The following is a 25445-nucleotide window of genomic DNA, read 5'->3' on the forward strand; positions in this document are numbered from 1 at the left end:
CCCTCCCGTGCGACGCTCGGCGGTATGACGCCGATCACCGAGGTGGAGGGCCGGCGGGTGGCGCTGACCCGGCTGGAGAAGGTGCTGTACCCGGACACCGGCTTCACCAAAGGCGAGTTGGTGCACTACTACGCGACCGCCGCCGGGCCGCTGCTGGCGCAGTTGCGGGACCGGCCGGTGTCCTTCCTCCGCTACCCGGACGGCCCGGACGGCCAGCGCTTCTTCACCAAGAACGTGCCGCCCGGCATCCCCGACTGGGTGAGCACCGCCCGCGTCGAGCACTCCGGCGGCGCGCTGCGGCAGGTGCTGGTGCAGGATCTGCCCTCGCTGGTGTGGGCGGCGAATCTGGTGGCCGAGTTCCACACCCCGCAGTGGCGGGTGCGGCGGCCCGCCGAGGCCGACCGGCTCGTCTTCGACCTCGACCCCGGCGCCCCCGCCACCCTGGTGGACTGCTGCCGGGTGGCGCTGTGGCTGCGCGACCGGCTCGCCGAGGACGGCCTCGACGCCCACGCCAAGACCTCCGGCGCCAAGGGCCTGCATCTGCTGGTACCGCTGGAGCCGGCCCCGTCCGCCCAGGTCACCGCCTACGCGAAACGCCTCGCGGTGGAGGCGGCGCGCGCCCTGCCCGAGCTGGTGGTGCACCGGATGACGCGGAGCCTGCGCCCCGGGAAGGTCTTCGTCGACTTCAGCCAGAACGCGGCCGCCAAGACCACCGCCACCCCCTACACCCTGCGGGCCGCACCCCGGCCGACCGTGTCCGCGCCCGTCACCTGGGCCGAGGTCAGCGCCTGCGACAGCCCCGAGGATCTCACCGTCACCGCGGCCGACCTCCCCGGCCGGCTGGAGACCTACGGCGACCTGCTGGCCCCGCTCACCGACCCGGCGTCGGCCCGCCCCCTGCCGAGCTGAGGCACCCGGTCCCCTCAGACCCGCAGCCAGGTCCTGCGGTCGCGGGCCAGGGCGTACAGGGAGGCGATGTCGGCCGGCTTCAGCACCCCGCCGCCGGTCGCGAACGACGGCGGCCCCGCCACCGAGAGCAGCTCCTCCACCCGCATCCCGCGCGGTGCCCGCTCCAGCCGCAGCGCCGCCGCCTCCACCGGCACCAGCACCGCCCGCACCTCCACGGCCAGCCCGAACGACGCCCGGTACGCCACCGAGCGCACCCGGTCGAGCAGCGGCTCCGGACGGGCCCGGCCCACCGCCACCAGCGGATCCGCCACCCGCACCCGCTGCCGCCGGGCCGCCAGCGTATGCACCGCGAAGAGGCCACCGGGCCCGATCAGCAGATGGTGGATACGGTCCCCGCCCGGCAGCGGCACCGAGTGCAGCACCAGCACCCCGGCGCCCTCCAGGTCGTCCAGGGCCGCGCCGACCGCCTCCTCCGCGGCCAGCGCCCGGCGCAGCGGATCGGGGCGCAGCCGCCGCACCCTCCCCCGCGGTCCGGACTCCGCGGCCGAACGGAGCGTCTCCCCGGGGCGGTTGGGGGCCAGATCGTCGTCCGGGTGGAGGCTCAGCCGGGACAGTTCGGTGCGGCTCGGCACCGGCGGCGGGCCGACGGACACCTCACCGGCGAGGAACGGGCCCAACGCCATGAGCACCCGCTCCCGGTCCTCCTCCCGCAGCAGGCTGACCCGGGCCTCGTCCCGGTCGTACCAGGCCAGCCGATCACCGGCCCGGCCGAAGACGTACAGGCGCTCCTGTCCGTGCCGCCAGGACGGCACCACCCGCGGCGTGCTCACCGGCCATCACCCCCTCCCCATGGGACCAGCCGCCGCCGCACCCCGGCAACCGGCCACCGGCGGGCCGGCACCGACGGTGACCGCACCGATGGCGCAGCGTGAACTGCGGGGTGTGCGGGGCCCTGCCTAGCGTGAGGCGAGGTTCCCGCCTCTTCTTCCGTTTTCCGTTCTCACCAAGGAGGTCCCATGTCTCTGCGGTCCACCACCGCACGGCTCGGCATAGTCGCCGCGGGCGGCGCGCTCGCCGCCCTCGCCGCGTCCGGAAGCGCCCTCGCCGCGGGCGGCGACGACCACGGCGGCAGCGGCCACGGCGGTGACGGCACCACCACCGGCCGGGTCACCGCCCGCAGCGGACTGCTGCTGCGGGACGCGCCCACCCGGGGCAGCCGCGTCGTCCGCAGCGAGCCCTTCAACGCCCGGGTCTCCATCTACTGCCAGACCAAGGGCGAGAGCGTCGACGGCAACCGCCGCTGGTACCTCCTCACCGACGGCACCTGGGCCTGGGGCTCGGCCCGCTATATCGACACCTGGGGCCACAGCCCGCGCTGGTGCTGAAGCGCGTCCCCTTATTGAGGCTCGGTTCGCCTCCGGGGCGCTCTGTGCCGGTGTCCGCCGGGGGACGCCCCCAGGCCCCGGAGGACACCGGCCGCGCCCCTTCGGCTCACCCGCCGAACGACCGAGCCCCGCCCCAGCAGAGGGAGGCACGTGACTGTCACGGCCGTGGAGTCCGCCCCGACCCTGCCCGCGGACGGCACCCCGGCACCCCGGCGCCGCCGCGGCGCCGAGCTGTGCCTGCTGCTGCTCGCCGTACTGCTCTGCGTGTACGGCTACTGCGCGGTGGGGCTGGCCCGGCACGGCACGCTGCCGCCGGACGCCCTCCGCTACGGGGCGGGCCTCGCGGTGCTGGCGCTCGCCGCCCATCTGGCGATCCGCTTCCGCGCCCCGTACGCCGATCCGCTGCTGCTGCCGATCGCGGTCCTGCTCAACGGTCTGGGCCTGGTGCTGGTGCACCGGCTCGACCAGGAGACCCCGCACGACACGGCGGCGCCCACCCAACTGGTCTGGTCCGCACTGGGGATCGCCCTGTTCACCCTGGTCGTGGTGGTGCTGCGGGACCACCGGACGCTTCAGCGCGGCACCTATCTCTCGGTGGTCGCGGCGCTCACGCTGATGGTGCTGCCGGTGTTCTTCCCCGCGGTGAACGGGGCGCGGATCTGGGTGCGGCTCGGCGGACTCTCGTTCCAGCCGGGCGAGTTCGCCAAGGTGCTGCTGGCGGTGTTCTTCGCCGGGCAGTTCGCCGCCTCCCGCGCCACACTCCGGCACACCGGCCGCCGCCTCGGCCCGCTGCGGCTGCCCACCGGCCGGGCGCTGGGTCCGCTGCTCGCGGTGTGGCTGCTGAGCGTCGTGGTCCTGGTCCTGGAACGGGACCTGGGCACCTCGCTGCTCTTCTTCGGCCTGTTCGTCCTGCTGCTGTACGTGGCGACCGGCAGGACGAGCTGGGTCTCGGCCGGACTGCTGCTGGCGGCGCTCGGGGCGTACGCGGTGGGCCGGTTCGAACCCCATGTGCACAGCAGGATCGAGGACTGGCTGCACCCCTTCGCCACCGCGGACGCCGGCCAGGGCGCGGGTCAACTCGCCCAGTCCCTCTACTCGTTCGCGGCCGGCGGGATGACCGGCACCGGGCTGGGCCTCGGCCACTCGGTGCTCATCGGCTTCGCCGCCAAGTCGGACTTCGTACTGGCGACCGCCGGCGAGGAGCTGGGCTTCCTGGGCCTGGCGGCGATCCTGCTGCTGTACGGGCTGCTGGTGGAGCGGGCGTTCCGTACCGCGCTGCTGCTGCGGGACCCGTTCGGGCGGCTGCTGGTGGTGGGGCTGGCGGCGATCGTGGCGCTCCAGGTGTTCGTGATCGCGGGCGGGGTGACCGGGCTGATCCCGCTGACCGGGATGGCGATGCCGTTCCTGGCGCAGGGCGGCTCCTCGGTGGTGACCAACTGGGTGGTGGTGGCCCTGCTGGTGCGCTGCGACGACGCGGCCCGCCGCGGCGCGGCGCCGACTCCGGCGGAACCGGCGGCGGAGGTGGCGCGGTGACGGCGTACATCAGGCGGTCGGCGCTGCTGTGCGGGCTGCTGCTGGTGGCGCTGCTGGTGAACGCGGTCCGGGTGCAACTGGTGGAGGCGGACGAGCGCACCGGCGCCCCCGGCGACCGCCGCCCCGCCATCGCCCGCTACGCCCAGCCCCGCGGCCCCATCCTGGTCGCGGGCCGCCCGGTCACCGGCTCCCGCGACAGCCACCAGCAGCTCCGCTACGAACGCACCTACACCGAGGGCCCGTTGTACGCCCCGGTGACCGGCTACTCCTCCCAGTTCTACGGCAACGCGCTGCTGGAGCAGTCCGCCGACCCGGTCCTGTCCGGCACCGACCAGGCGCTCTCCCGCTGGCCGCGCTGGCCCGGCACCGCCCCCCGCCGCTTCCCCGGCGGCCGGGTGGAGACCACCCTCGACCCGCGGCTCCAGCGCGCCGCCTACCGGGGCCTCGGCGGCCGGCGCGGCGCGGTCGCCGCCCTGGACCCGGCGACCGGCCGCGTCCTCGCCCTGGTCTCCACCCCCTCGTACGACCCGGGGAAGCTCTCCGGCAACGGCCCCTCGGTGCGCCGCACTTGGCAGCGGCTGGCCCGGGACCCGGACCGGCCGATGCTGAACCGGGCCCTCGCCCAGACCTATCCGCCCGGCTCCACGTTCAAGGTGGTGACGGCGGCCGCCGCCCTGGAGTCCGGCCGGATCGACGATGTGGACGCGCCCACCGACTCGCCCGAGCCGTACACCCTGCCGGGGACCAGGACCCGGCTCGCCAACGAGGCGCGGGGCTGTGCGGACGCCTCGCTGCGGGAGGCCTTCGCCTGGTCCTGCAACACGGTCTTCGCCAAGCTCGGGGTGGACGTGGGGCTGCCCGCCATGGTGGACACCGCACGCCGCTTCGGCTTCAACGACGCCTCACTGCGCATCCCGGTCCCGGTCTCCCCGAGCACCTTCGACACCACCATGGACCGGCCCCAACTGGCCCTCTCCGCCATCGGCCAGTACGACACCCGGGCCACCCCGCTCCAGATGGCGATGGTCGCGGCGGCCGTCGCGGACGGCGGTGTGGTGCAGGCCCCGCACCTGGTGGACCGGGTCGCCACCCGCGACGGGCGCACCGTCTCCGAGACCGGCACCAAGATCTCCCACCAGGCGATGAGCCCCGAAACGGCGGACCGGATGCGGGAGTTGATGACGGAGGCGGTGGAACACGGCACCGGCTCCAGGGCGGCCATCCCCGGCGCCACCGTCGGCGGCAAGACCGGCACCGCCCAGCACGGCCGCGGCAACTCGGGCACCCCGTACGCCTGGTTCATCTCCTGGGCCCAGCCCCCCGACACGGACCGTCCCGCGGTGGCGGTCGCCGTCGTGGTGGAGGACAAGGCGGCCCACCGCACCGACATCAGCGGCGGCGGCACCGCCGCCCCCATCGCCCGAGCGGTGATGGAGGCGGCACTGCGGCGCTGAGGTGTTCACGGTGACGGCGGTCGGGCACCGGCTGTTCGCAACAATGCGCGCACAGGGGATTGACGGGCTTGCTGACAGGCATTCTCATAGCAGGAGGCGTGGGGTGACCGCGGGTAACCCGCGCCTTCGGCGCGTACCGCGAACTCGGCGAGGTGACGACGAAGTCATGACGACCCTGACGGAAACCGCAGTGCGGCGAGACGCGCTCGGACTCCTCAAGGACCGCGAGCAGGTGGCGAGACGGCTCCTGGAGTCCTCCGCCCGGCACTCCTTCGACCCCGACCGGGAACTCGACTGGGACGCCCCCTTCGAACCGGGCAAGTGGTTCTGGCCACCCGAGCTGGTGTCCCTCTACGGCACCCCGATGTGGCACCGCATGTCCGAGGAGCAGCGCATCGCCCTCTCCCAGCACGAGGCGGCGGCCCTGGCCTCGCTCGGCATCTGGTTCGAGGTCATCCTGATCCAGCTCCTGGTGCGCCACATCTACGACAAGGACGCCACCAGCGACCATGTCCGGTACGCCCTCACCGAGATCGAGGACGAGTGCCGGCACTCCAAGATGTTCGCCCGCCTCATCAAGCGCGGGGACACCCCGTACTACCCGGTGAACCGCCGGCACCACGGGCTCGGGCGGCTGTTCAAGACCGTGTCCACCACGCCCGGTTCGTTCACCGCAACCCTGCTCGGCGAGGAGATCCTCGACTGGATGCAGCGCCTCACCTTCCCCGACGAGCGGGTCCAGCCGCTGGTCCGCGGCGTCACCCGCATCCATGTCGTGGAGGAGGCCCGGCATGTGCGGTACGCCCGGGAGGAGTTGCGCCGCCAGATGGTCACCGCGCCACGCTGGTCGCAGGAGTTCACCCGGCTCACCTCCGGCGAGTTCGCCCGCGTCTTCTCCGAGGCGTTCATCAACCCGCAGGTGTACACCGATGTCGGCCTGGACCGGCGGCAGGCCGTGGCCCAGGTCAAGGCCAGCGGCCACCGCCGCGAGGTGATGCAGACCGGAGCCAAGCGGCTCACCGACTTCCTGGACGACATCGGCGTACTGCGCGGCGCGGGCCGCGCGATGTGGCGCTCCTCCGGACTACTGGCCTGAGTCCGGCGGGTGGTCGGCCCGGAGTCGAGCGAGCGGAGGCACCGGCCCCGGTACGGGTGGCGGCGGACGCGGGTCCGCCGGCGCCCCGGCTGGCATACCCTTTCGAACATGACCCCGGCAGCCACCACGCCCGCCTACCGGCGGCTCAGCGTCGAGGCACGGCGCGGCCAACTCCTCGACGCGGCCCTGTCGCTCTTCGCGCACCGCTCACCGGACGACGTCTCGCTGGACGACGTGGCCGAGGCGGCCGGCGTCTCCCGCCCCCTCGTCTACCGCTACTTCCCCGGCGGCAAGCAGCAGCTCTACGAGGCGGCCCTGCACTCCGCGGCCGATCTGCTGCGCCAGTGCTTCGCCGAACCGGCCGAAGGCCCGCTCACCGAACGGCTGTTGCACGCCCTGGACCGCTATCTCGCCTTTGTCGACGGCCATGGCACCGGCTTCGCGGCACTGCTGCACGGCGGCAGTGTGGTGGGCACCTCCCGCACCAGCGCCATCGTCGACGGGGTGCGGCGGGCCGCCGCCGAGCAGATCCTCGGCCACCTCGGCGTGCCCGAGCCGGGCGCCCACCTGGGGATGGCGGTGCGCACCTGGATCTCCTCCGTCGAGGCCGCCTCCCTGATCTGGCTGGACGAGGGCAAGCGGCTACCTGCGGCGGAGTTGCGGGACTGGCTGGTGGAGCAGTTCGTGGCGCAGTTGGCCACCGCCGCCACCCATGACGAGCAGACCGCCGGGGTGGTGCGGCACGCGGTCGCCCTGGAGGCACAGGGCGGGATGCTGGACCGCTTCCTCCAGCGGATCGCTCCGCTCCTCGACGGCTCCGACCGGGCGGCACCGGCGTGAAGAGCGAGGACACCGCGTTCGTCGGCGGCCCCCTCGACGGCCGGGTGCTGCCCGTACTGCTCGGCCCCACCGGCAATCCGCCGAAGACCTACCGGGTGCCCGTCCCCGACCCGCGGGGCGGCCCGCCCACCGTCCTCGTCTACCGCAGAGCGCCGCTCGCCCCCACCGGCCGCCTGCCCCTCCACCGCGGCTGGCGCTACGAGTACGTACCGCCCGGCGGTGACGACGAGGACAGCGGCTCGCCGGGGCGCCGCTGGCCCTGGTCCAGGCCCGGCCGACCCCCGCGCGGGTGAGAGGTCTGGGCCGAACCGCCCAGTGTGCGTGGCGCGTCGACGCCCGGTGGCCATCCTCTCCGTGCGCGGGGTGCGGGTGCCGCCCCGCCGCGGAGGTGAGGGTATGTCAGGAACGTTTCCCCGGCACGGCGTCCGGGCCGCGGCGGCCGCACTGGCCGCGAGCGCACTGCTGGTACCGGTCGCGCACGCCGCCCCCTCCCCCGCACCGGCACCAGAAGCCCCGGCGGCGCGGCCGACTGCCGTACTGCTGACGGACCTTCAGAAGGCGTACCGGCAGGTCGAGTCGGCGACCGAGCGCTATGACGAGACGGCGGACGCGCTGCGGCGGCAGCGGGCGCGGACCGCGGAGCTGGACCGGAGACTGGCCGCGGCCCGGCGGGCGGCCGAGCGGGGGCGGGACGCGGCCGGGCAGCTCGCCCGCCGCCAGTACCAGGGCGTCTCCGGGCTCTCCCCCTATCTGCGGCTGCTGCTGGCGCGGAACGCGCAGGCCGCGCTCGACCAGGAACATCTGATCCAGCGGGCGTCCGCCGAGCGCGCGGGGACGGTGCGCCGGCTCGCCGCCGGGGAGCGCCGGGCGGACCGTCTCGCCGCGGCGGCCCGTCGCGCCCTCGCCCGCCAGCAGCGCCTCACCGACCGCAGCCGCGACCGGCGCGACACGGTACGGGTCCGGCTCGGCGGGGTGGAGCGGATGCTGGCGGGGCTGAGCGACGGCCAACTGGCCGCGATGGGGCGGCTGGAGCGCTCCGCCACCGACACCGCGCAGCGCCGGCTGACGGCCTCCGGTTCACTCAGCGGCTACCGGCCGCCGAGCCGCGGCGGGGCGGCGGCGGTCCGCTGGGCGCTGCGCCAGGTCGGCAAGCCGTACCGGTGGGGCGCCCAGGGGCCGGCGGCGTTCGACTGCTCCGGCCTCACCTCCGAGGCCTGGGCGCACGCCGGCCTCGGCATCCCCCGCACCAGCGGGCAGCAGTGGGCCCGGCTGACCCGGGTGCCGCTGGACCGGCTGCGCCCCGGCGACCTGGTGGTGTACTTCCCGCACGCCACCCATGTCGCGCTCTATCTGGGCAACGGCATGGTGGTGCACGCGCCGCGGCCCGGCACCCGGGTCAAGGTGTCACCGGTGGCGGCGAATCCGGTGCACGGCGCGGTCCGCCCCGATCCGGACGGCGCCGGGACCACCGGCTGGACACCACCGGTGATCCCGGTCTCCGCGACCACGGGCTCCGATCTGGGCTACGACCGGACCGCCCGGCGGTGAACCACCCGCGTACCGGGGGCAGTTGGGCCTCCCGTGGTCAGGCTCAGGCGGTGACCGAGGCCAGATAGGCGGCGGTCTTGTCCGGCTCGAAGAAGAAGTTCTCGAAGTCGGACGGGTCGTCGAAGGCGTTGGCGAAGCGGTGGGCGACGGGCGGGAGTTGGCCGGCGGCCCCGATGAGGTTCAGGACGTGCTCCGGCGGGGGCGCCAGCATCGCGTTGGTCCACTTGGTGACGTGCTGCGCGGTGTCCCAGTAGCGGTCGAAGGCGTGGCCCATCCATGCCTCGTCGAAGGGCTGGTCGCCGTGCTCCAGGATGGCGGCGAGGTAGGCGGCGGCGCACTTGGACGCCGAGTTCGAACCCTGGCCGGTGATCGGGTCGTTGGCCACGACCACGTCGGCGACACCGAGGACGGCACCACCACCGGGGAGCCGCCCGACCGGCTTGCGGACGGTGGGGGCGTAGCGGCCGGCGAGGGTGCCGCCGGCGTCGGTCAGCTCGACCTTGGTGGCGCGCGCGTACTCCCAGGGCGTGTACTTCTCCATCAGGCCCAGGGTGAGCGCCAGGTGTTCGGACGGGTCCTTGACGCCGCGGAAGGCGTCGAGGGGGCCGCCGGGGATGCCCTCCCAGAAGAGGATGTCGGCGCGGCCGGAGACGGTCCAGGTCGGCATGATGAACAGCTCGCCGACACCGGGCACCAGATTGACGCGGACCGCGTCGTAGTCGGGGTGCTCGGGCCGCGGGCCGAGGCCGTGCACATAGGCGACGGAGAGGGCGCGCTGCGGCTCGGAGTACGGGGAGCGGCTCGCGTCCCGCTCGAACATGGAGACCAGTTCGCCCTTGCCGGCGGAGACCAGCACCAGGTCGTAGGTGCGGGCGAAGTAGTCGAGGTCGGAGACGGCGGCGCCGTGGATGACGAGTTGGCCGCCGCGCTGGGCGAAGGTCTCCATCCAGCCTGCCATCTTCACCCGCTGGTCCACCGACTGCGCGTAGCCGTCGAGCCTGCCGACCCAGTCGACGACGCGGGAGTGGACACCGGTCTCCTCGTCGGGCGGGCAGGCGACGGAGGCCCCCAGGCCCTCGATGCGGGGCGCCTGCGACTCCCAGAAGTTGAGGTGGAGGTCCCGCTCGTGCTGGAGCGCGGTGTGGAACATGCACTGGGTCGACATGACACGGCCGCTGCGTATCTCGTCCGCGGTCCGGTTCGACATCAGGGTGACCTCGTAGCCGTGGGACTGGAGGCCGAGGGCGAGCTGGAGTCCGGCCTGGCCGGCTCCGACGACGAGTATCTTCCGCATCGGGGGAGTTTCTCCTACGTGTTATTCGGGGGTGACGTCGAGGGCGTGGCCGACCAGGGCCAGCAGGGTCTCGATCACCGGTACCCGCCGCCGAGCGTCCATGATCATCACGGGTATCCGCGGCGGCACGGTGAGCGCCTCCCGTACGTCCTCGGCGGCGAACTCCGTACTGCCGTCGAAGTGGTTGACGGCGACGACGTACGGCAGGCCGCAGCTCTCGAAGTAGTCCAGGGCGGGGAAGCAGTCGGCCAGGCGGCGGGTGTCGGCGAGGACGACCGCGCCGATCGCGCCGCGCACCAGGTCGTCCCACATGAACCAGAAGCGCTGCTGGCCCGGGGTGCCGAAGAGGTAGAGCACCAGGTCGTCGTCGAGGGTGATGCGGCCGAAGTCCATGGCGACCGTGGTGGACACCTTGTCCGGGGTGCCGGACAGGTCGTCGGTCTCGGTGCTGGCCTCCGTCATCAGCGCCTCGGTCTGGAGCGGGGTGATCTCCGAGACGGCGCCGACCAGGGTGGTCTTGCCCACGCCGAAGCCGCCCGCCACGACGATCTTGGTGGCGATGGGGGCGCGTGACCGGTCCTCCTGCCACGGCTGGAGGTTCTCGTCCGGGTCGGCCGCCGGCGGGGCGGCGATCGGTTCAGAGACGGCGGAGTCCACTCAGCACCCTTTCCAGCAGTGCACGGTCCGGCTGTCCGGGGCCGTGACCGGTCCCGTACACGCGGATTCTTCCCTGGTCGGCGAGGTCGCTCAGCAGTACGCGGACCACGCCGAGCGGCATCTTCAGCAGGGCGGCGATCTCGGCCACGGTCCGCATCCGGCGGCAGAGTTCGACGATGGCCTGGAGCTCGGGCATGATCCGGGCGAGCGAGCCCTTGGGGAGTTCCCTGCGCTCCTGCGGGGCGTCCAGCGCGGCGACGAAGGTCTCCACCAGCAGGACGTGCCCGAAGCGGGTGCGGCCCCCGGTGAGCGAGTAGGGGCGTACCCGGGCGGGTTTGCCGCGGCCGGAGCCGCGGACCGGGAGTTCGGCTGGGCTCACTGGGCGCTCTCCATCGACTGGCGAAGTTCACTGCGGAGTTCGGGGGTGAGGACATGCCCGGCCCGGCCGACGAAGAGCGCCATGTGGTACGCGACGACGCTCATGTCGCAGTCCGGGGTGGCGTGCACACCGAGCAGCGAACCGTCACTGATCGACGTCACGAAGAGGCTGCCCTCGTCCATGGCGACCATGGTCTGCTTCACCGTCCCGGCGCCCATCAGCTTCGCCGCCCCGATGGTGAGGCTGCCGAGGCCGGAGACGATGGTGGCGAGGTCCGCCGCGGAGCCGCGGGGACCGCCGGTGGACGGCTTGGACTTGTCGGAGCGGGAGCGGTCTCTCTCCGGGTCGGAGGAGAGCAGCAGCAGGCCGTCGGAGGAGACCACGGCGACCGACAGCAGACCCGGCACCTCCTCGACCAGATTCGTCAGCAGCCAGTGCAGGTTCTTCGCTTCGCTGCTCAGTCCGTAGGTGCTGGGCGCAGTCAACTGCTTGCCTCCTCGACCGTGTCCCCCTGGGCAGTGTCGGTGGTGCGTCCGGCGGCGGCCTCGTCGGCCCCCCGGCCCGGGCTGGCCCCCGGGGTACCCGCCTGGTCTGCCGGGTCGGCCGACTCGGCCTGTTCGGTGGACTCGGCCTGTTCGGCGGCGAGTTCGGCGGCCACATCGCGCCGGCCTGCGACCGCGCCCTGGTGGAAACCGCCGAGTCTGCGGCGCAGCGCGTCCGCGTCCACCGGGCCGGTACGGGGTCCCGGGACGGCGGACGGTTCGGAGAGCCTGGGGGTGCGCTTCGGCAGGCCCTTGTCGGTGATCCGCTCCGCCCGCGGCGCCTCCTGCTCCGGGGTACCGGCGGTGCGCTGCGGCGGCACCTGCTCCCCGGCTGCCTGCGCGGGCCGCTCGGCCTCGTCCGCGGTGCGCTCATGCCGCTCGGGCCCTATGGCGTAGAGACCGGGGGCGGGGGGCTCGGCGGCGGCCTGCGCGGGTTCGTCCGGGGCGGTGGCGCCACCGTCGGCCTCCGTCAACTTCTCGGTGTCCGCGGGGAGTTGGGTGGCTTCGGCTTCGGCCTCTTCGGCAGGCGCCGCTGCGACGGCTTCGTCCGCCGGGGTCGCGTCCGCCAACGCCGGCTCGTCCTCCGGAGAGGCGGCGGCCAGGCTCGCCTCGGCGGCCGTGATCAGCGGGTCGGCGCCGGGGGCGGACTGGCGGGTGGGCAGCTCGTTGGAGTTGGCCTCGGCCTCCGCCCCGCTGAGGTGCACCGCGCTCCCGCCCCCGGGGCCGCCCTGCGGGGCGGGGGCGACGGCGGCGGCCGGCGCGTCCACCAGCAATGCCGTCGGCAGGACGACGACCGCGGCCACCCCGCCCTGCTTCTGCTCCCGGAGCCGGATGCGGGCGCCGTGCCGGTGGGCGAGCCGGGCCACCACATACAGGCCGAGGCCGAGGCCCTCGTCCTCGGCCCGGTGCTCCTGGTCCGGATCGAAGCCGGAGAGGCGGTCGTTGAGGGTGTCCATCCGCTCGGGCGTCATACCGATGCCCTCGTCCTGGATGGAGACCATCATCTCGCCGTTCTCCATCAGCCAGCCGGAGACCTCGACTTCGGCGTCCGGCGGGGAGAACGAGGTGGCGTTCTCCAGGAGTTCGGCGAGCAGATGGCTGAGGTCGTCGGCGGCGAAACCGGCGGTGTGGGCGTGCGGCGGCAGCGCGGCGATACGGACCCGCTCGTACCGTTCGATCTCGCTGACCGCGGCCCGCACCACGTCCACCAGCGGTACCGGGCCCGGGTGCTGGTGGCCGCGGTCGGCGCCGGCCAGGACCAGCAGGTTCTCGCTGTGCCGCCGCATCACGGTGGCCAGGTGGTCCAGGGTGAAGAGGGTGGACAGGCGGTCCGGGTCCTGCTCGCGGTCCTCCAGCTTCTCGATGACGGCGAGTTGCCGCTCGACCAGGCCGAGGGTGCGCAGCGCCAGGCTGACGAAGGTGGACTGGATACCGCCGCGGACCCGCTCCAGATCGGCGGTGGCCGCCTTCAGCGCCGCGCGCAGTTCGGTCCGCTCGTCCGCCATGGACTCCCGCTGCCCGACCAGGTGCTTGCGGTCGGCCTCCAGGGTGCCGATCCGCTCGTGCAGGCCGAGGGCGTGCGTGTGGAGGCCGTTGACGGAGCGGACCACCTGGGCGAACTCGTCGTTGCGGCCGGTGAACCGGATCGGTTCCTCGGTGGCGGGGTCCTCCGCGAGCCGGGCCGAGCCGAGGCGGAGTACGGACAGCGGGCGGGTCAGGGAGCGTGCGGTGCCCATGGCGACGCCGACGGCGGCCAGCAGGCAGACCCCGACGAGCGCGATCCGCAGCTCCAGCGCCGTCACATCGTCGTCGCGCAGGCCGGCGAGCGTCTTGCTGCGGGCGTTGGCGAGGGAGGCCTCGGAGCCCCGCATCTGGTCGATCCGGGCGGTGAGCGCCGCGTCCAGCTTCTCCGGGTCGGTGTCCTTCTCACTCGCCGACAGCTCGGGGCTGTCGGCGAGGCGGGCCAGGTACTTCTCGGCGGCAGCCACCTCGGGACCGGTGACGGTGGTGTCGTAGGCGCTGCGGTCGGCGTCGGGGGCGCGGCCGTGGAAGGAGGCCAGGGCGGCCTGTTCGGCGACATGGGCCTGCTGGGCGGCGGCGGTCAGCTCGTCCTGCTGCTTCGCGGCCCCGGAGTCGGCGCTCACCTCGGTGGGCAGGCCGGTGGCGGGGTCGATGACGGTACGGGTCTCGCCGGGGACGGCGAGGGCGGCGAGCAGCAGGCCGCGGGTGGCGGAGGCCTGGGCGACGGCGGTGTCCAGATCGGCCAGCGCGGCCGCGCCGCCACCCGCCCGCGGCGGCTCCTGCTGGGCCAAGTCCTCGGCGAGGCCGTGGAGTTGGCCGATGACGTCCGCGTAGGACCGGTGGGCGTCGAGGGCGCTGCCCTTGCCGGTGAGGGCGGCGCGGCGGACGGCGGCGATGGCGTCGAGGTCGTCCGCGAGGGGCGCGGGGGCGCCGGGGCGGAGTTCGGCGATCTGGCGGTCCACGGGGGCGCTGCGGCGTTCGCTGAGGCCCTTGCCCTTGGGCCGGCCGGCCGCGATGAAGGCGGTGACCTCGTCGCGTTCGTCGGCGAGGGCGTGCGCCAGGGTGAGGGCGCGGCCGGTGCGTTCGGAGAGGTCGACCAGTTCCTGGGTGTCGTGGACCTGCCCGGAGGCGGCGATGATCGCGGGGGCGCCCGCTCCGGCGACGGCCGCGGCGACCACGGCGACGGCGATCACCAGCCGGCTGCGGACGCGGACCCGGCGGCCCGCGGGCTGTGCGGTGTCCTCCCGGGGCGCGGGCGTGCCCGGTGGGCGGCCCGTGGTCTCGTCCGAGGCCTGCTGCCTGCCCTTGCGTCCAAGACGCATCTTCTGCACCGGTGCTCGCAATCTTGACTCGTGATGCCCATCGGCCCGGGTGACGGACCGTCGACGCGAGCGTCGTTCGCGTACGGCTCCCGACCCTTCCAGTGCCGGTGAGCAGTGAACGCGCCTTGCTGCGGCCGCCACCCGAAGGAGTGAACAACGTCCGGGTGTCGGCGGCAAGTTCCGGTGGCACGGTGCATCGGGCCCTGCCGGGGGGCCGGTTGGACGTTGCCGTGGACCTTTGGCAGGATGCGCGCCCGCGCGCTGCCGGAGGCGTCCCTTCCGCCCGGAAAGCGGCGCCGCCCGCCGCCCCGCGGTACCGCGCCCGGGCCGTGGGGCTGCGGCAGACTTGCCGGATGCGTATCGAACTCGCCACCGCCCCCGGAGATCCCGAACGCCCCAATGAGGACTTCGCGTCGGTGGCGCTTCCGGCCTCCGGAAAGGGCGGGGCGCTGGTCCTGCTGGACGGGGTGACGCCGCCGCGCACCGGCACCGGCTGTATGCACTCCGTCCCGTGGTTCACCGCCCGACTGGGCGGCACTCTGGGCGAACTGTCCGTTTCCCGGCGGGATATGACGCTGCCGGAGGTACTGGCCGCCGCCCTCGCCCGCACCGCCGAAGCCCACGCCTCCACTTGTGACCTTTCTCACCTTCGTACGCCTCAGGCAACGGTGGTACTCGCGCGGTGGGACGCGGAGCGGGTCGAGTATCTGGTGCTGTCCGACTCGGTGCTGCTGCTGGCCGGTCCGACGGGGGAGGTGACGCCGGTGCTGGACGACCGGCTGACGTGGGTGCCGCGCGCCTCCCTGGTCTCGGACGAGGTCGCGGACGCCACGGTGCGCAACCGCGAGGGCGGCTTCTTCACCGCGGCCGCCGATCCGGCCGTCGCCGCCCGCGCCGTCACCGGCTCCCTGCCGCGGTGCGGGGTGCGGGCACTGGCGGCACTCACCGACGGCGCCGGGCGCTGGGTGGAGAAGTTCCATCAGGGCGACTGGGCGGACTGCCTGGCCGTGGTCGCCAAGGAGGGCCCGCAGTCCCTGATCGACCGGGTACGCGCTCTGGAGTCCGCCGACACCGACCGCGCCCACCTGGGCCGCAGCAAGACCCATGACGACGCGGCGGTGGTGTACGCGGAGTTGTAGCCCTGCCTGGGAAGCGTCTCCGTCTAGGCCCGGTCCTCCGGCGGGTGTTCGCCGGCCAGGGAGTTCAACTGGTGCAGCAGCCGGGCCAGTTCGGCCACCTCCGTACGGGGCCAGCCGGAGAGCTTGCGGACGTATCGGGCGCGGCGGGCGGCGCGTACGGTGCGCAGCCGGCTCTCGCCCTCCCCGGTGAGGCCGATCAGCCAGGCCCGGCCGTCCGCCGGGTCCCGCTCCCGGGCGACCAGGCCCAGCGCCTCCAGGGCGTGCAACTGGCGGCTCATGGTGGCCTTGCCCACGCCGATGAACTCGGCGAGATCGGTGGCCCGTTGGCGGCCGGTCTCGTCCAGGCAGACCAGCAGCCCGTAGGCCGCCGGTTCGAGATCGGGGTGGACCTCGCGGGCCATCTCGCCCGAGTTCGCCCGGGCCCGACGCAGGAAGAAGGCCAACTCCCGTTCCAGGGCGAGGAATTCACCGTCCGCACCGCTTTCGGGGCTCGCGGCCTCCCCGGCGCCAGGGGCGGTTCTGGTGTCTTCGTCGTCTTCGTGGTGCACGTCAGCGCCTTCGCCCGGTTTCCTGATCCTGAAAGTTTCCCGCCAGTAGCTGCCATCACCACAGCTCCGACCAGTATCGAGCAGGAGTAGACCAACGGCACCCACGAGGAAGTCTTCCGCAGGGGAGTCTACGTGCGTAGCGTCCCTCAGTGACATGCAACCGACAAGGTCGCTGTCGGTGAACCGCAAGGTCGTATCGAAGGAAACACCCCCTCTCCCCCCATGGAGCCGCCCGGCTCCCCCGAGGCCTTCGGAGGACGTACATGTCCGCGCTCAACTCCGTTCGCACCGCACTCAGATCCTCCCGCACCCGTGCCGCGGCGGCCGGTGCCACCGTCACCGCACTCGCGCTGCTCGGCGCGGTTCCCACGGCCGCGGCCGCGAGCACCGGCAGCGCCCCGACCGACACCGCCACCCCCGCCCGCGGCTCCGCCGTGATGGGCATGGGCGTGGCCGCCCACGACGGAACGCACGGCACCCCCGGCGGCAACTCGCTGGTGGCCCAGACCGAGGGCGTCGACGTCAGCGGCTGGCAGGGCAACGTCGGCTGGTCCACCCTGTGGAACAGCGGCGTCAAGTGGGCGTACGTCAAGGCCACCGAGGGCACCGGCTACCGGAACAACTACTTCACCCAGCAGTACAACGGCTCCTACAACGTCGGCATGATCCGGGGCTCGTACCACTTCGCCACCCCCGACACCTCCAGCGGCGCGGCCCAGGCCAACTACTTCGTGGACCACGGCGGCGGCTGGTCCAGGGACGGCAAGACCCTGCCCGGCGTCCTCGACATCGAGTGGAACCCGTACGGGGCGTCCTGCTACGGCAAGAGCGCCAGCGGGATGGTCAGCTGGATCCGCGACTTCAGCAACACCTACAAGGCGCGCACCGGCCGCGACGCGGTGATCTACACCGCCACGAGCTGGTGGAAGGAGTGCACCGGCAACAGCGGCGCCTTCGGCCAGACCAACCCGCTCTGGATCGCCCGCTACGCCGCCTCCGTCGGTGAACTCCCGGCCGGCTGGGGCTTCCAGACCATCTGGCAGTACACCTCCACCGGCCCGTACGTCGGCGACCACAACAAGTTCAACGGCGCCTACGACCGGGTCCAGGCCCTCGCCAACGGCTGACCCGCCCGGCCGCCGGCCGCCCCGGCCCTCCCCCGCTCCTCCGAGGGGGAGGGCCGCACCCGTTCCGCCGCGAGAGCCCGTCAACAGCCTTGCGACGGGCGCCAATCGGCATTAACAGCGCTATAAGCGCTCTCCCCCGACTATGGGTGTTCTCCGGTGGCTTCGCCGTCTTCGCCGGGTCGGCCGACGCCTCCACCCGGCTTTCCGATCCTGAAAGTTTCCAGTCAGTAGGCGACGTCGCCACAGGTCCGGCCCCTATACGACAGGAGTAGACCAACGGCGGCGGCCAGGGACTCTTCCGCAGGGGGGCCTGGCTGCGTAGCGTCCCCTGCTGACATGCAACCGACAACGTTGTATGTCGGTGAACCGCGAGGTCACCTCGAAGCCCCCCTCATCCCCCCACGGAGCCCCCCAGGCTCCCCGAGGCCTTCGGAGGACGTACATGTCCGCGCCCAGCACAGTCCGCACCACCCGGAGAACATCCCGAGCCCGCGTCGCGGTGGCCGCCGCCGCCGTCTCCGCACTCGCCCTCCTCGGCGCGCTCCCCACCGCCGCCAGCGCCGCCACCCCGACCGACACCGCCACCCCCGACCGCGGCACCGCCGTGATGGGCATGGGCGTCGCCGCCCACGACGGCATCGGCGCCGCCCCCGCCAAGGGGCTGGCCGAGCAGACCGAGGGCGTCGACGTCAGCGGCTGGCAGGGCGACGTGGACTGGCCCACGCTGTGGAACAGCGGCGTCAAGTTCGCCTACGTCAAGGCCACCGAGGGCAACGACTACACGAGCGGCTCCTTCAGCCAGCAGTACAACGGCTCCTACGACGTCGGCATGATCCGCGGCTCGTACCACTTCGCCACCCCCGACACCTCCAGCGGCGCCGACCAGGCCAACTTCTTCGTGGACAACGGGGGCGGCTGGTCCGGGGACGGCAAGACCCTGCCCGGCGTCCTCGACATCGAGTGGAACCCGTACGGCGACGCCTGCTTCGGCAAGAGCGCGGACGACATGGTCAACTGGATCGCCGACTTCACCAACACCTACAAGGCGCGCACCGGCCGCGACGCCGTGATCTACACGGCGACGAGCTGGTGGGCGGACTGCACCGGCAACAGCCCGGCCTTCGGCCAGACCAACCCGCTGTGGGTGGCCCGCTACGACTCCTCCGTGGGCGAACTCCCGGCCGGCTGGGACTTCCAGACCATCTGGCAGTACACCTCCGAGGGCCCGTACGTCGGCGACCACAACAGCTTCAACGGCGGCCTCGACCGAGTCCAGGCCCTCGCCAACGGCTGACCCCTGCGCCGGGCAACCCACCGTGCGGCCCCTCCCCCATCACGCCAGGGGAAGGGGCCGCACGCACGCGCAGCGCCCGCACAGTGCGCCGTAGCGTCACGCCGCCACCGGCACCTCCGCCTCCGCCGCCCCCGCGACCAGCGCCAGCTCCAGCACCTCACGCACATCCGTCACCGCGTGGACCGACAGCCCCGCCAGCACCTCCGCCGGCACATCGTCCAGATCCGCCTCGTTCCGCTTGGGGATGACCACCGTGGTCACCCCGGCCCGATGCGCCGCCAGCAGCTTCTGCTTGACCCCGCCGATCGGCAGCACCCGCCCGGTCAGCGACACCTCCCCGGTCATCGCCACATCCGTACGCACCAGCCGCCCGCTGAGCAGCGAGGCCAGCGCGGTCGTCATGGTGACCCCGGCGCTCGGCCCGTCCTTGGGCACCGCGCCCGCGGGGAAGTGGATGTGCACCCCGCGGTCCTTGAGGTCGCCCACCGGCAGCTCCAGTTCCGCGCCGTGCGAGCGCAGGAAGGAGAGCGCGATCTGCGCCGACTCCTTCATCACATCGCCGAGTTGACCGGTCAGGGTGAGCCCGGCGCCGCCGGTCTCCGGGTCGGCCAGTGAGGCCTCCACGTACAGCACGTCGCCGCCCGCGCCGGTGACCGCGAGCCCGGTCGCCACCCCCGGCACCGCGGTACGCCGCTCCGCCGGGTCCTGGGCGGACTCCGGTACATGGTGGGGGCGCCCGATCAGGCCCCGCAGATCGTCCGCGGTGACGGTGAACGGCAGTTCCCGCTCGCCGAGTTCATGCTGGGCGGCCACCTTGCGCAGCAGTCTGGCCACGGCCCGTTCCAGATTGCGCACCCCGGCCTCCCGGGTGTACTCCCCGGCCAGCTTGCGCAACGCGCCCTCGTCCAGGGCCACTTCGTCCGCTCCGAGCCCGGCCCGCTCCAACTGCCGCGGCAGCAGGTGGTCCCGGCCGATGACGATCTTCTCGTCCTCGGTGTACCCGTCGAGCCGGACCAGCTCCATCCGGTCCAGCAGCGCCTCCGGGATGGCCTCCAGGACGTTGGCCGTGGCGAGGAACACCACATCGCTCAGGTCGAGTTCGACCTCCAGGTAGTGGTCCCGGAAGGTGTGGTTCTGCGCCGGGTCGAGGACTTCGAGCAGGGCGGCCGCCGGGTCGCCGCGGAAGTCCGAGCCGACCTTGTCGATCTCGTCCAGCAGGACCACCGGGTTCATCGACCCGGCCTCCTTGATCGCCCGCACGATCCGCCCGGGCAGCGCCCCCACATACGTACGGCGGTGGCCGCGGATCTCCGCCTCGTCGCGGACGCCGCCCAGCGCGACCCGGACGAACTTGCGGCCCATGGCGTGCGCCACGCTCTCACCCAGCGAGGTCTTGCCCACGCCGGGAGGGCCGACCAGCGCCAGCACCGCTCCCCCGCGCCGCCCGCCGACCACCCCGAGCCCCCGGTCGCTGCGCCGCTTGCGCACCGCCAGGTACTCGGTGATCCGCTCCTTCACGTCCTGGAGTCCGGCGTGCTCCCGGTCCAGTACGGCCTGGGCGCCGGGGAGGTCGTAGCGGTCCTCGGTGCGCTCGTTCCACGGCAGTTCGAGGACGGTGTCCAGCCAGGTGCGGATCCAGGAACCCTCCGGGGACTGGTCGCTGGCCCGCTCCAGCTTGTCGACCTCCTTGAGCGCGGCCTCGCGGACCTGCTCGGGCAGCTCGGCGGCCTCGACCCTGGCCCGGTAGTCGTCCGGCTCGTCCTCGCCGTCCTGCTCCCCGTTCAGCTCGCGCAACTCCTTGCGCACCGCGTCGAGTTGGCGCCGCAGCAGGAACTCGCGCTGCTGCTTGTCGACGCCCTCCTGGACGTCCTTGGCGATGGACTCGGCCACATCCTGCTCGGCCAGGTGCTCGCGCAACTGCTCGGTGGCGAGGCGGAGCCGGTCCACCGGGTCCGCGGTCTCCAGCAGGGCCAGCTTCTGCACGGTGGTGAGGAACGGGGAGTAGCCGGAGTTGTCCGCGAGCTGGCCCGCCTCGTCGATCTGCTGGACCCGGTCCACCACCTGCCAGGCCCCGCGCTTACGCAGCCAGGCGGTGGCGAGCGCCTTGTACTCCTTCATCAACTCGGCGACGGCACCGGGCAGTTGCCCGGGCGCGCGGTCGTCAAGACGCTCGCCCTCCACCCAGAGCGCTGCCCCGGGCCCGGTCGTACCGGCCCCGATCCGCACCCGGCCACGACCCCGGATCAGCGCCCCCGGGTCACCGTCGGCGAGCCGCCCCACCTGCTCCACGGTGCCGAGCACACCGGTACCGGCGTAGGCGCCGTCGATCCGCGGCACCAGCAGCACCTGCGGCTTGCCTGGCGTGGTCCGGGCAGCGGCCTGCGCGGCCTCCACGGCGGCCCGCACATCGGTGTCACCGAGATCGAGCGGGACCACCATCCCGGGCAGTACGACCTCTTCGTCCAGCGGCAGCACGGGCAGGGTGAGTGGAGTGTTGTCGGTCGATGTGTGATCGGCGGCCATGATCTCCCCTTAGGCAGTCAAGTTGAGCTATGCCGACTCAATGCTGCTGAGCCGAGGAATGTTCCCCAGACGGCGTTCGCCGTCAGCGATCACCCCTCTGACGAGGGGCTTCCGTCCACCCGGGCCGAAATTCGTTCGACATCGACACCTCGGGGAACTCGGACCGGGCACAGTGGCCCCATGGACGAGAAGGGGCTGGACCGCGACGGAACGATCACCCGCGAAGGTGCGCTGGACCGGGTACCGGAGGCGTTCGCCCCCGTGGTCGACGCGGCCCGGGCACACATCACCGCGCGCTTCGACGGCACCCGACTGCACAGCGCGTACCTCTACGGCAGCATTCCCCGCGGCACCGCCGTCCCCGGAGTCTCCGACCTCGACCTCCAGCTCGCCCTCCACCACGAACCCACCGACGCCGACCGCGCCGACGCCGCGGCGATCGAGACCGCGCTCGACCGGGCCTTCCCCCAGATCGACGGCGTCGGAATCCTGCTGAGCAGCACCCGCACCCTGCTCAGCGACCTCGAACGGCACGACGCCGGCTTCTTCCTCGCCTGCCTCTGCACCCCACTGCTCGGCGACGACCTCGCCGCCCGGCTGCCCCGGTACCGCCCCACCACCCTGCTGGCCCGAGAGACCAACGGCGATCTGGCCCTCCTCCTCCCGCGCTGGCGCACCCGCGCCGCCGAGGCCACCACGGACGCCGCCCGCAGAACCCTCAGCCGGGGCGCCGCCCGCCGTATCGTCCGTACCGGATTCACCCTGGTCATGCCCCGCTGGGGCGGCTGGACCAGCGACCTCGCGCAGTCCGCCGCGATCTTCGGCCGCTACTACCCCGAGCGCGCCGACCAGATGCACCTCGCCGCCACCACCGCCCGCACCCCCTCCACCGACCCCGCGGTCCTCACCCTCCTCATCGACGACCTGGCCCCCTGGCTGGCCACCGAATACACCACCGTCCACGGGGAAAAGGCCCCACGGGCCTGAGCACGCCCAGCCCCCAACCACCCACCCGAACAAGCCAGTTGGCCGCTCCCACAGGCAGCCCGGCCACGGCGTCCGGCAAAGGATTGGCCCCGCGGACCGCGCCCCGGCCAAGATGGGTTCATGCCCCACCGCGACCGCCACGCCCTGTCCTCCGTCCACCGCACCCGCGCCGGTCGGCCGGGGCCGGGTGGGGAGCCTGTGGTGGTGGAGCGGCGGGAGGGGCCGTATGGGGAGGTGGTGTTGCGGCGGCATGGGGAGCTGCTTCAGATCATCGCCAACGGGTGCTTCCTGATGGACACTTCGGACGGGCGCTCCGAGCGGCTGCTGGTCGACGCCGCCCGTGACGCCCTCGACGGCCGGCCCGCGCCCTCGGTACTGATCGGCGGTCTCGGCGTCGGTTTCTCGCTCGCCCATGCCGCCGCCGATCCACGCTGGGGCCGGATCGCCGTGGCGGAACGGGAACCGGCCATCATCGACTGGCACCGTGAAGGCCCGCTCTCCGCGGTCTCCGCCGCCGCCCTCGCCGACCCGCGGACCGCGATCCTGCACACCGACCTCCTCGCCCACCTCGGCTCCGGCCCCCGCTACGACGCCCTCTGTCTGGACATCGACAACGGGCCCGACTGGACCGTCACCGAGCAGAACGGGAACCTCTACTCGCCCGCGGGTCTCGCGGCCTGCCGTGCCTCGCTGACGCCGGGCGGTGTCCTCGCCGTCTGGTCGGCCGCGCCCTCGCCCGAATTCGAGGCAAGGCTGCGGAATGCCGGTTTCCAAGGGGTGCGTACCGAAGAGATCCCCGTTGCCCGGGGCGTCCCGGACGTGGTGCACCTCGCGGTACGCCCTGGATAGCCCCGAAGCCACTCGGCCCCGTACGCTGCCTGTCGGCGCCCGGTCCTTGAGGCGTCAACCGCACGCATGGGATCACCCCACGGGTTCCGGAAAGCACAAGCAGGGGCGGGGCATGGAGCAGACACACACCTCCCAGAACGGCACCCCGGCGGCCGCCGGCGCACAGCGCCGGGTCCTGGTCGTCGAGGACGACGCGACGATCGTCGATGCGGTGTCCGCGCGGCTGCGCGCCGAGGGGTTTCTCGTGCAGACCGCGGGCGACGGGCCGTCGGCCGTCGACACCGCCGAGGGCTGGCAGCCCGACCTGCTGATCCTCGACATCATGCTGCCCGGTTTCGACGGCCTGGAGGTCTGCCGCCGGGTGCAGGCCCAGCGCCCGGTGCCGGTACTGATGCTGACGGCCCGCGACGACGAGACGGACATGCTGGTCGGGCTCGGCGTCGGCGCCGACGACTACATGACGAAGCCGTTCTCGATGCGGGAGCTGGCCGCCCGGGTGCATGTACTGCTGCGCCGGGTGGAGCGGGCCGCGCTGGCGGCGACCACACCGCGCAGCGGCATCCTGCGCCTGGGCGAGCTGGAGATCGACCACGCCCAGCGCCGGGTGCGGGTGCGCAGCGACGATGTGCATCTCACCCCGACCGAGTTCGACCTGCTGGTCTGCCTCGCCAACACGCCGCGCGCGGTACTCTCCCGCGAGCAGTTGCTGGCCGAGGTGTGGGACTGGGCCGACGCCTCCGGTACGCGGACCGTCGACAGCCACATCAAGGCCCTGCGCCGCAAGATCGGCGCCGAGCGCATCCGCACCGTGCACGGTGTCGGATACGCCTTGGAGACGCCGACCCCGTAGTCGAGCCGTACGCCCCCGGAGGGGACCCATGAGCAACGCCGCCGGACCGGTGCGGGCCGCGAACGGATCCCGGGACCGGCGGCTGCTGCTGCCGGAACTGCCCAGCGGCGTCAGGCCGTTCTCGGTGAAGACGAAGCTGGGCACGCTGGTCGTGGTCTCGGTCTTCATCACCACCGGGCTGCTGATGATCGCCGTGCGGACCCAGACCGAGCTGCGTTTCATCACGGTCTTCTCGGTGATCGCCACCCTGCTGATCACCCAGTTCGTGGCACACTCGCTGACCGCGCCGCTGGACGAGATGAACACGGTGGCCCGGTCCATCTCGCACGGCGACTACACCCGGCGGGTGCGCGGCGCCGACCGCCGCGACGAGCTGGGCGACCTGGCCACCACCATCAACCGCATGGCGGACGATCTGGAGGCCCAGGACCACCAGCGCAAGGAACTCGTGGCGAACGTCTCGCACGAGCTGCGCACCCCGATCGCCGCTCTGCGCGCGGTACTTGAGAACGTCGTGGACGGCGTCTCGCAGGCCGACCCGGAGACGATGCGCACCGCGCTCCAGCAGACCGAGCGGCTGGGCCGGCTGGTGGAGACCCTGCTCGACCTGTCCCGCCTGGACAACGGCGTGGTGCCGCTGAAGTCCCGCCGCTTCGAGGTGTGGCCGTATCTGTCGGGTGTGCTGAAGGAGGCCAACATGGTGGCCGAGGCGCGCGCCGGGACCGCCTCGGGCTCCGGCAACCACGGCCGCGGCGACGTCCATCTGCATCTCGACGTGTCCCCGCCGGAGCTGACCGCGTTCGCGGACCAGGAGCGCATCCACCAGGTGGTGGCGAACCTCATCGACAACGCGGTGAAGCACAGCCCCCCGCACGGCCGGGTCACCGTACGGGCCCGCCGCGGCGAGGGTCCCGACGCGCTGGACCTGGAGGTGCTGGACGAGGGGCCGGGCATCCCGCGGTCCGAGTGGCACCGGGTCTTCGAGCGCTTCAACCGCGGCAGCCAGGGCAAGACCAGCGACGGCGGCACCGGTCTGGGCCTGGCCATCGCGCGCTGGGCGGTCGATCTGCACGGCGGCCGGATCGGGGTGGCCGAATCCGCTCGGGGCTGCCGGATACAGGTCACACTTCCGGGAGACACCCGCACGCAATATTGACGTAAGGTTCGAACACGGGCCCGCCCGACCGGGACGCGGCCGCCGGTTTCCGTACCTGCGGTCGGGGTTCGTCGGCGCCGGGGACGAGAAAGCCACGGTATTTTCCCGCCATTGTCAGCGGCGAAACCAGCTCGCCGATGTGATGTGCACGACGTATCGCCAGCCCGGTCTGCATCTTCCGGTGTCAGGGGCGTAGCCTTTATTTCCGCTGTCCATCACCTTGTGAAGCGGAAGAGGGCGGTTCTCGCCGTGTCGCAGTCCCCCAGTAACTCCAGCACCTCGACCGACCAAGAGGGGCGGGGCAAGGACCCCGCCGCCGCCTTCGGTCCCAACGAGTGGCTCGTCGACGAGATCTATCAGCAGTACCTCCAGGACCCGAATTCGGTGGACCGGGCCTGGTGGGACTTCTTCGCCGACTACAAGCCGGGCGGTGGTGCCACCGCACCGGGCGCCGGGTCCGCGGCCCCCACCGAGGCGTCCGCGGGCACCGCG

At 73.0% G+C, this 25445-nt stretch carries 24 protein-coding genes; 16 read left to right on the plus strand and 8 right to left on the minus strand.

What is annotated here, in order from left to right; translation table 11 throughout:
* Positions 1–24 precede the first annotated feature (24 nt).
* Positions 25–909, plus strand: a complete 885-nt coding sequence (ligD, locus tag ACFVST_RS14565) for a non-homologous end-joining DNA ligase (protein ID WP_390150590.1) — start codon at positions 25–27, stop codon at positions 907–909.
* Between the two features lie 14 nt (positions 910–923).
* Here the strand turns inward: ligD and ACFVST_RS14570 are convergent, their stop codons facing one another.
* Entirely contained in the window at positions 924–1739 is an 816-nt protein-coding gene (locus ACFVST_RS14570; RefSeq protein WP_390150591.1) for a nuclease-related domain-containing protein, read from the minus strand.
* 186 nt (positions 1740–1925) lie between these two features.
* Here ACFVST_RS14570 and ACFVST_RS14575 point away from each other — a divergent pair, with 186 nt between their 5' ends.
* The 7 genes from ACFVST_RS14575 to ACFVST_RS14605 all read left to right on the plus strand — a co-directional run bounded on the left by ACFVST_RS14575 (position 1926) and on the right by ACFVST_RS14605 (position 8765).
* Positions 1926–2294: an SH3 domain-containing protein gene (locus ACFVST_RS14575; protein ID WP_390150593.1), complete on the plus strand. Its 369-nt coding sequence runs from the start codon at positions 1926–1928 to the stop codon at positions 2292–2294.
* Positions 2295–2444: 150 nt separating this feature from the next.
* Positions 2445–3827, plus strand: coding sequence for an FtsW/RodA/SpoVE family cell cycle protein (locus tag ACFVST_RS14580; RefSeq protein WP_390150596.1), 1383 nt, complete (start codon positions 2445–2447; stop codon positions 3825–3827).
* On the plus strand, positions 3824–5281 hold the full coding sequence (locus ACFVST_RS14585; protein ID WP_390150597.1) for a penicillin-binding transpeptidase domain-containing protein: 1458 nt from the start codon (positions 3824–3826) through the stop codon (positions 5279–5281). The genes ACFVST_RS14580 and ACFVST_RS14585 overlap by 4 nt, the downstream gene beginning before the upstream one ends.
* Before the next feature lie 166 nt (positions 5282–5447).
* Positions 5448–6377, plus strand: coding sequence for a diiron oxygenase (locus ACFVST_RS14590; RefSeq protein ID WP_390150600.1), 930 nt, complete (start codon positions 5448–5450; stop codon positions 6375–6377).
* A gap of 108 nt (positions 6378–6485) precedes the next feature.
* Entirely contained in the window at positions 6486–7217 is a 732-nt protein-coding gene (locus tag ACFVST_RS14595) for a TetR/AcrR family transcriptional regulator (protein WP_390150603.1), read from the plus strand.
* A complete protein-coding gene (locus ACFVST_RS14600; protein ID WP_390150606.1) occupies positions 7214–7510 on the plus strand; it encodes a hypothetical protein in 297 nt (98 codons plus the stop codon). Before ACFVST_RS14595 ends, ACFVST_RS14600 begins: the two co-directional genes overlap by 4 nt.
* A 103-nt stretch (positions 7511–7613) precedes the next feature.
* The gene (locus tag ACFVST_RS14605) at positions 7614–8765 is read left to right on the plus strand and encodes a C40 family peptidase (RefSeq protein ID WP_390150608.1); all 1152 of its coding nucleotides are present in this window, start codon (positions 7614–7616) and stop codon (positions 8763–8765) included.
* A 43-nt stretch (positions 8766–8808) separates the two neighbouring features.
* On the opposite strand, the gene ACFVST_RS14610 is transcribed toward ACFVST_RS14605, so the two are convergent.
* The 5 genes from ACFVST_RS14610 to ACFVST_RS14630 are packed head-to-tail and all read right to left on the minus strand — an operon-like array spanning position 8809 to position 14480.
* A complete protein-coding gene (locus ACFVST_RS14610) occupies positions 8809–10059 on the minus strand; it encodes a styrene monooxygenase/indole monooxygenase family protein (protein ID WP_390150611.1) in 1251 nt (416 codons plus the stop codon).
* Between the two features lie 21 nt (positions 10060–10080).
* The gene (locus ACFVST_RS14615) at positions 10081–10716 is read right to left on the minus strand and encodes an ATP/GTP-binding protein (protein ID WP_390150614.1); all 636 of its coding nucleotides are present in this window, start codon (positions 10714–10716) and stop codon (positions 10081–10083) included.
* Positions 10697–11095, minus strand: coding sequence for a DUF742 domain-containing protein (locus tag ACFVST_RS14620; RefSeq protein WP_390150616.1), 399 nt, complete (start codon positions 11093–11095; stop codon positions 10697–10699). The genes ACFVST_RS14615 and ACFVST_RS14620 overlap by 20 nt, the downstream gene beginning before the upstream one ends.
* On the minus strand, positions 11092–11580 hold the full coding sequence (locus tag ACFVST_RS14625; protein ID WP_390150619.1) for a roadblock/LC7 domain-containing protein: 489 nt from the start codon (positions 11578–11580) through the stop codon (positions 11092–11094). Before ACFVST_RS14625 ends, ACFVST_RS14620 begins: the two co-directional genes overlap by 4 nt.
* Positions 11577–14480: a nitrate- and nitrite sensing domain-containing protein gene (locus tag ACFVST_RS14630; protein WP_390150621.1), complete on the minus strand. Its 2904-nt coding sequence runs from the start codon at positions 14478–14480 to the stop codon at positions 11577–11579. Before ACFVST_RS14630 ends, ACFVST_RS14625 begins: the two co-directional genes overlap by 4 nt.
* A 353-nt stretch (positions 14481–14833) precedes the next feature.
* Between ACFVST_RS14630 and ACFVST_RS14635 the strand changes: the two genes are divergently transcribed.
* The gene (locus ACFVST_RS14635; protein WP_390150623.1) at positions 14834–15619 is read left to right on the plus strand and encodes a hypothetical protein; all 786 of its coding nucleotides are present in this window, start codon (positions 14834–14836) and stop codon (positions 15617–15619) included.
* Positions 15620–15642: 23 nt separating this feature from the next.
* On the opposite strand, the gene ACFVST_RS14640 is transcribed toward ACFVST_RS14635, so the two are convergent.
* A complete protein-coding gene (locus tag ACFVST_RS14640; protein WP_390150626.1) occupies positions 15643–16167 on the minus strand; it encodes a MarR family winged helix-turn-helix transcriptional regulator in 525 nt (174 codons plus the stop codon).
* Between the two features lie 263 nt (positions 16168–16430).
* Between ACFVST_RS14640 and ACFVST_RS14645 the strand changes: the two genes are divergently transcribed.
* The gene (locus ACFVST_RS14645) at positions 16431–17294 is read left to right on the plus strand and encodes a lysozyme (protein WP_390150629.1); all 864 of its coding nucleotides are present in this window, start codon (positions 16431–16433) and stop codon (positions 17292–17294) included.
* A 442-nt stretch (positions 17295–17736) separates the two neighbouring features.
* Positions 17737–18588 carry a lysozyme gene (locus tag ACFVST_RS14650; protein WP_390150632.1) on the plus strand — a complete coding sequence of 284 codons (852 nt, stop codon included), beginning with the start codon at positions 17737–17739 and terminating at the stop codon, positions 18586–18588.
* 96 nt (positions 18589–18684) lie between these two features.
* Here ACFVST_RS14650 and lon read toward each other — a convergent pair whose 3' ends face one another.
* Positions 18685–21111: an endopeptidase La gene (gene lon, locus ACFVST_RS14655; RefSeq protein WP_390150635.1), complete on the minus strand. Its 2427-nt coding sequence runs from the start codon at positions 21109–21111 to the stop codon at positions 18685–18687.
* A gap of 180 nt (positions 21112–21291) precedes the next feature.
* Between lon and ACFVST_RS14660 the strand changes: the two genes are divergently transcribed.
* The 5 genes from ACFVST_RS14660 to ACFVST_RS14680 form a co-directional block, all read left to right on the plus strand.
* Positions 21292–22098: a nucleotidyltransferase gene (locus ACFVST_RS14660; protein WP_390150638.1), complete on the plus strand. Its 807-nt coding sequence runs from the start codon at positions 21292–21294 to the stop codon at positions 22096–22098.
* A gap of 120 nt (positions 22099–22218) precedes the next feature.
* Positions 22219–22947 (plus strand): spermidine synthase, encoded by a 729-nt coding sequence (locus tag ACFVST_RS14665; RefSeq protein WP_390150641.1) that lies wholly within the window; start codon positions 22219–22221, stop codon positions 22945–22947.
* 112 nt (positions 22948–23059) lie between these two features.
* A complete protein-coding gene (locus tag ACFVST_RS14670) occupies positions 23060–23797 on the plus strand; it encodes a response regulator transcription factor (RefSeq protein ID WP_390150643.1) in 738 nt (245 codons plus the stop codon).
* A gap of 28 nt (positions 23798–23825) precedes the next feature.
* On the plus strand, positions 23826–24953 hold the full coding sequence (locus ACFVST_RS14675; protein WP_390150646.1) for an ATP-binding protein: 1128 nt from the start codon (positions 23826–23828) through the stop codon (positions 24951–24953).
* Between the two features lie 249 nt (positions 24954–25202).
* Positions 25203–25445: hypothetical protein (locus tag ACFVST_RS14680; RefSeq protein ID WP_390150649.1), on the plus strand; the 243-nt coding region annotated here is incomplete at its 3' end.

Source organism: Streptomyces sp. NPDC058045, from assembly GCF_042885635.1.
GTDB lineage: Bacteria > Actinomycetota > Actinomycetes > Streptomycetales > Streptomycetaceae > Streptomyces.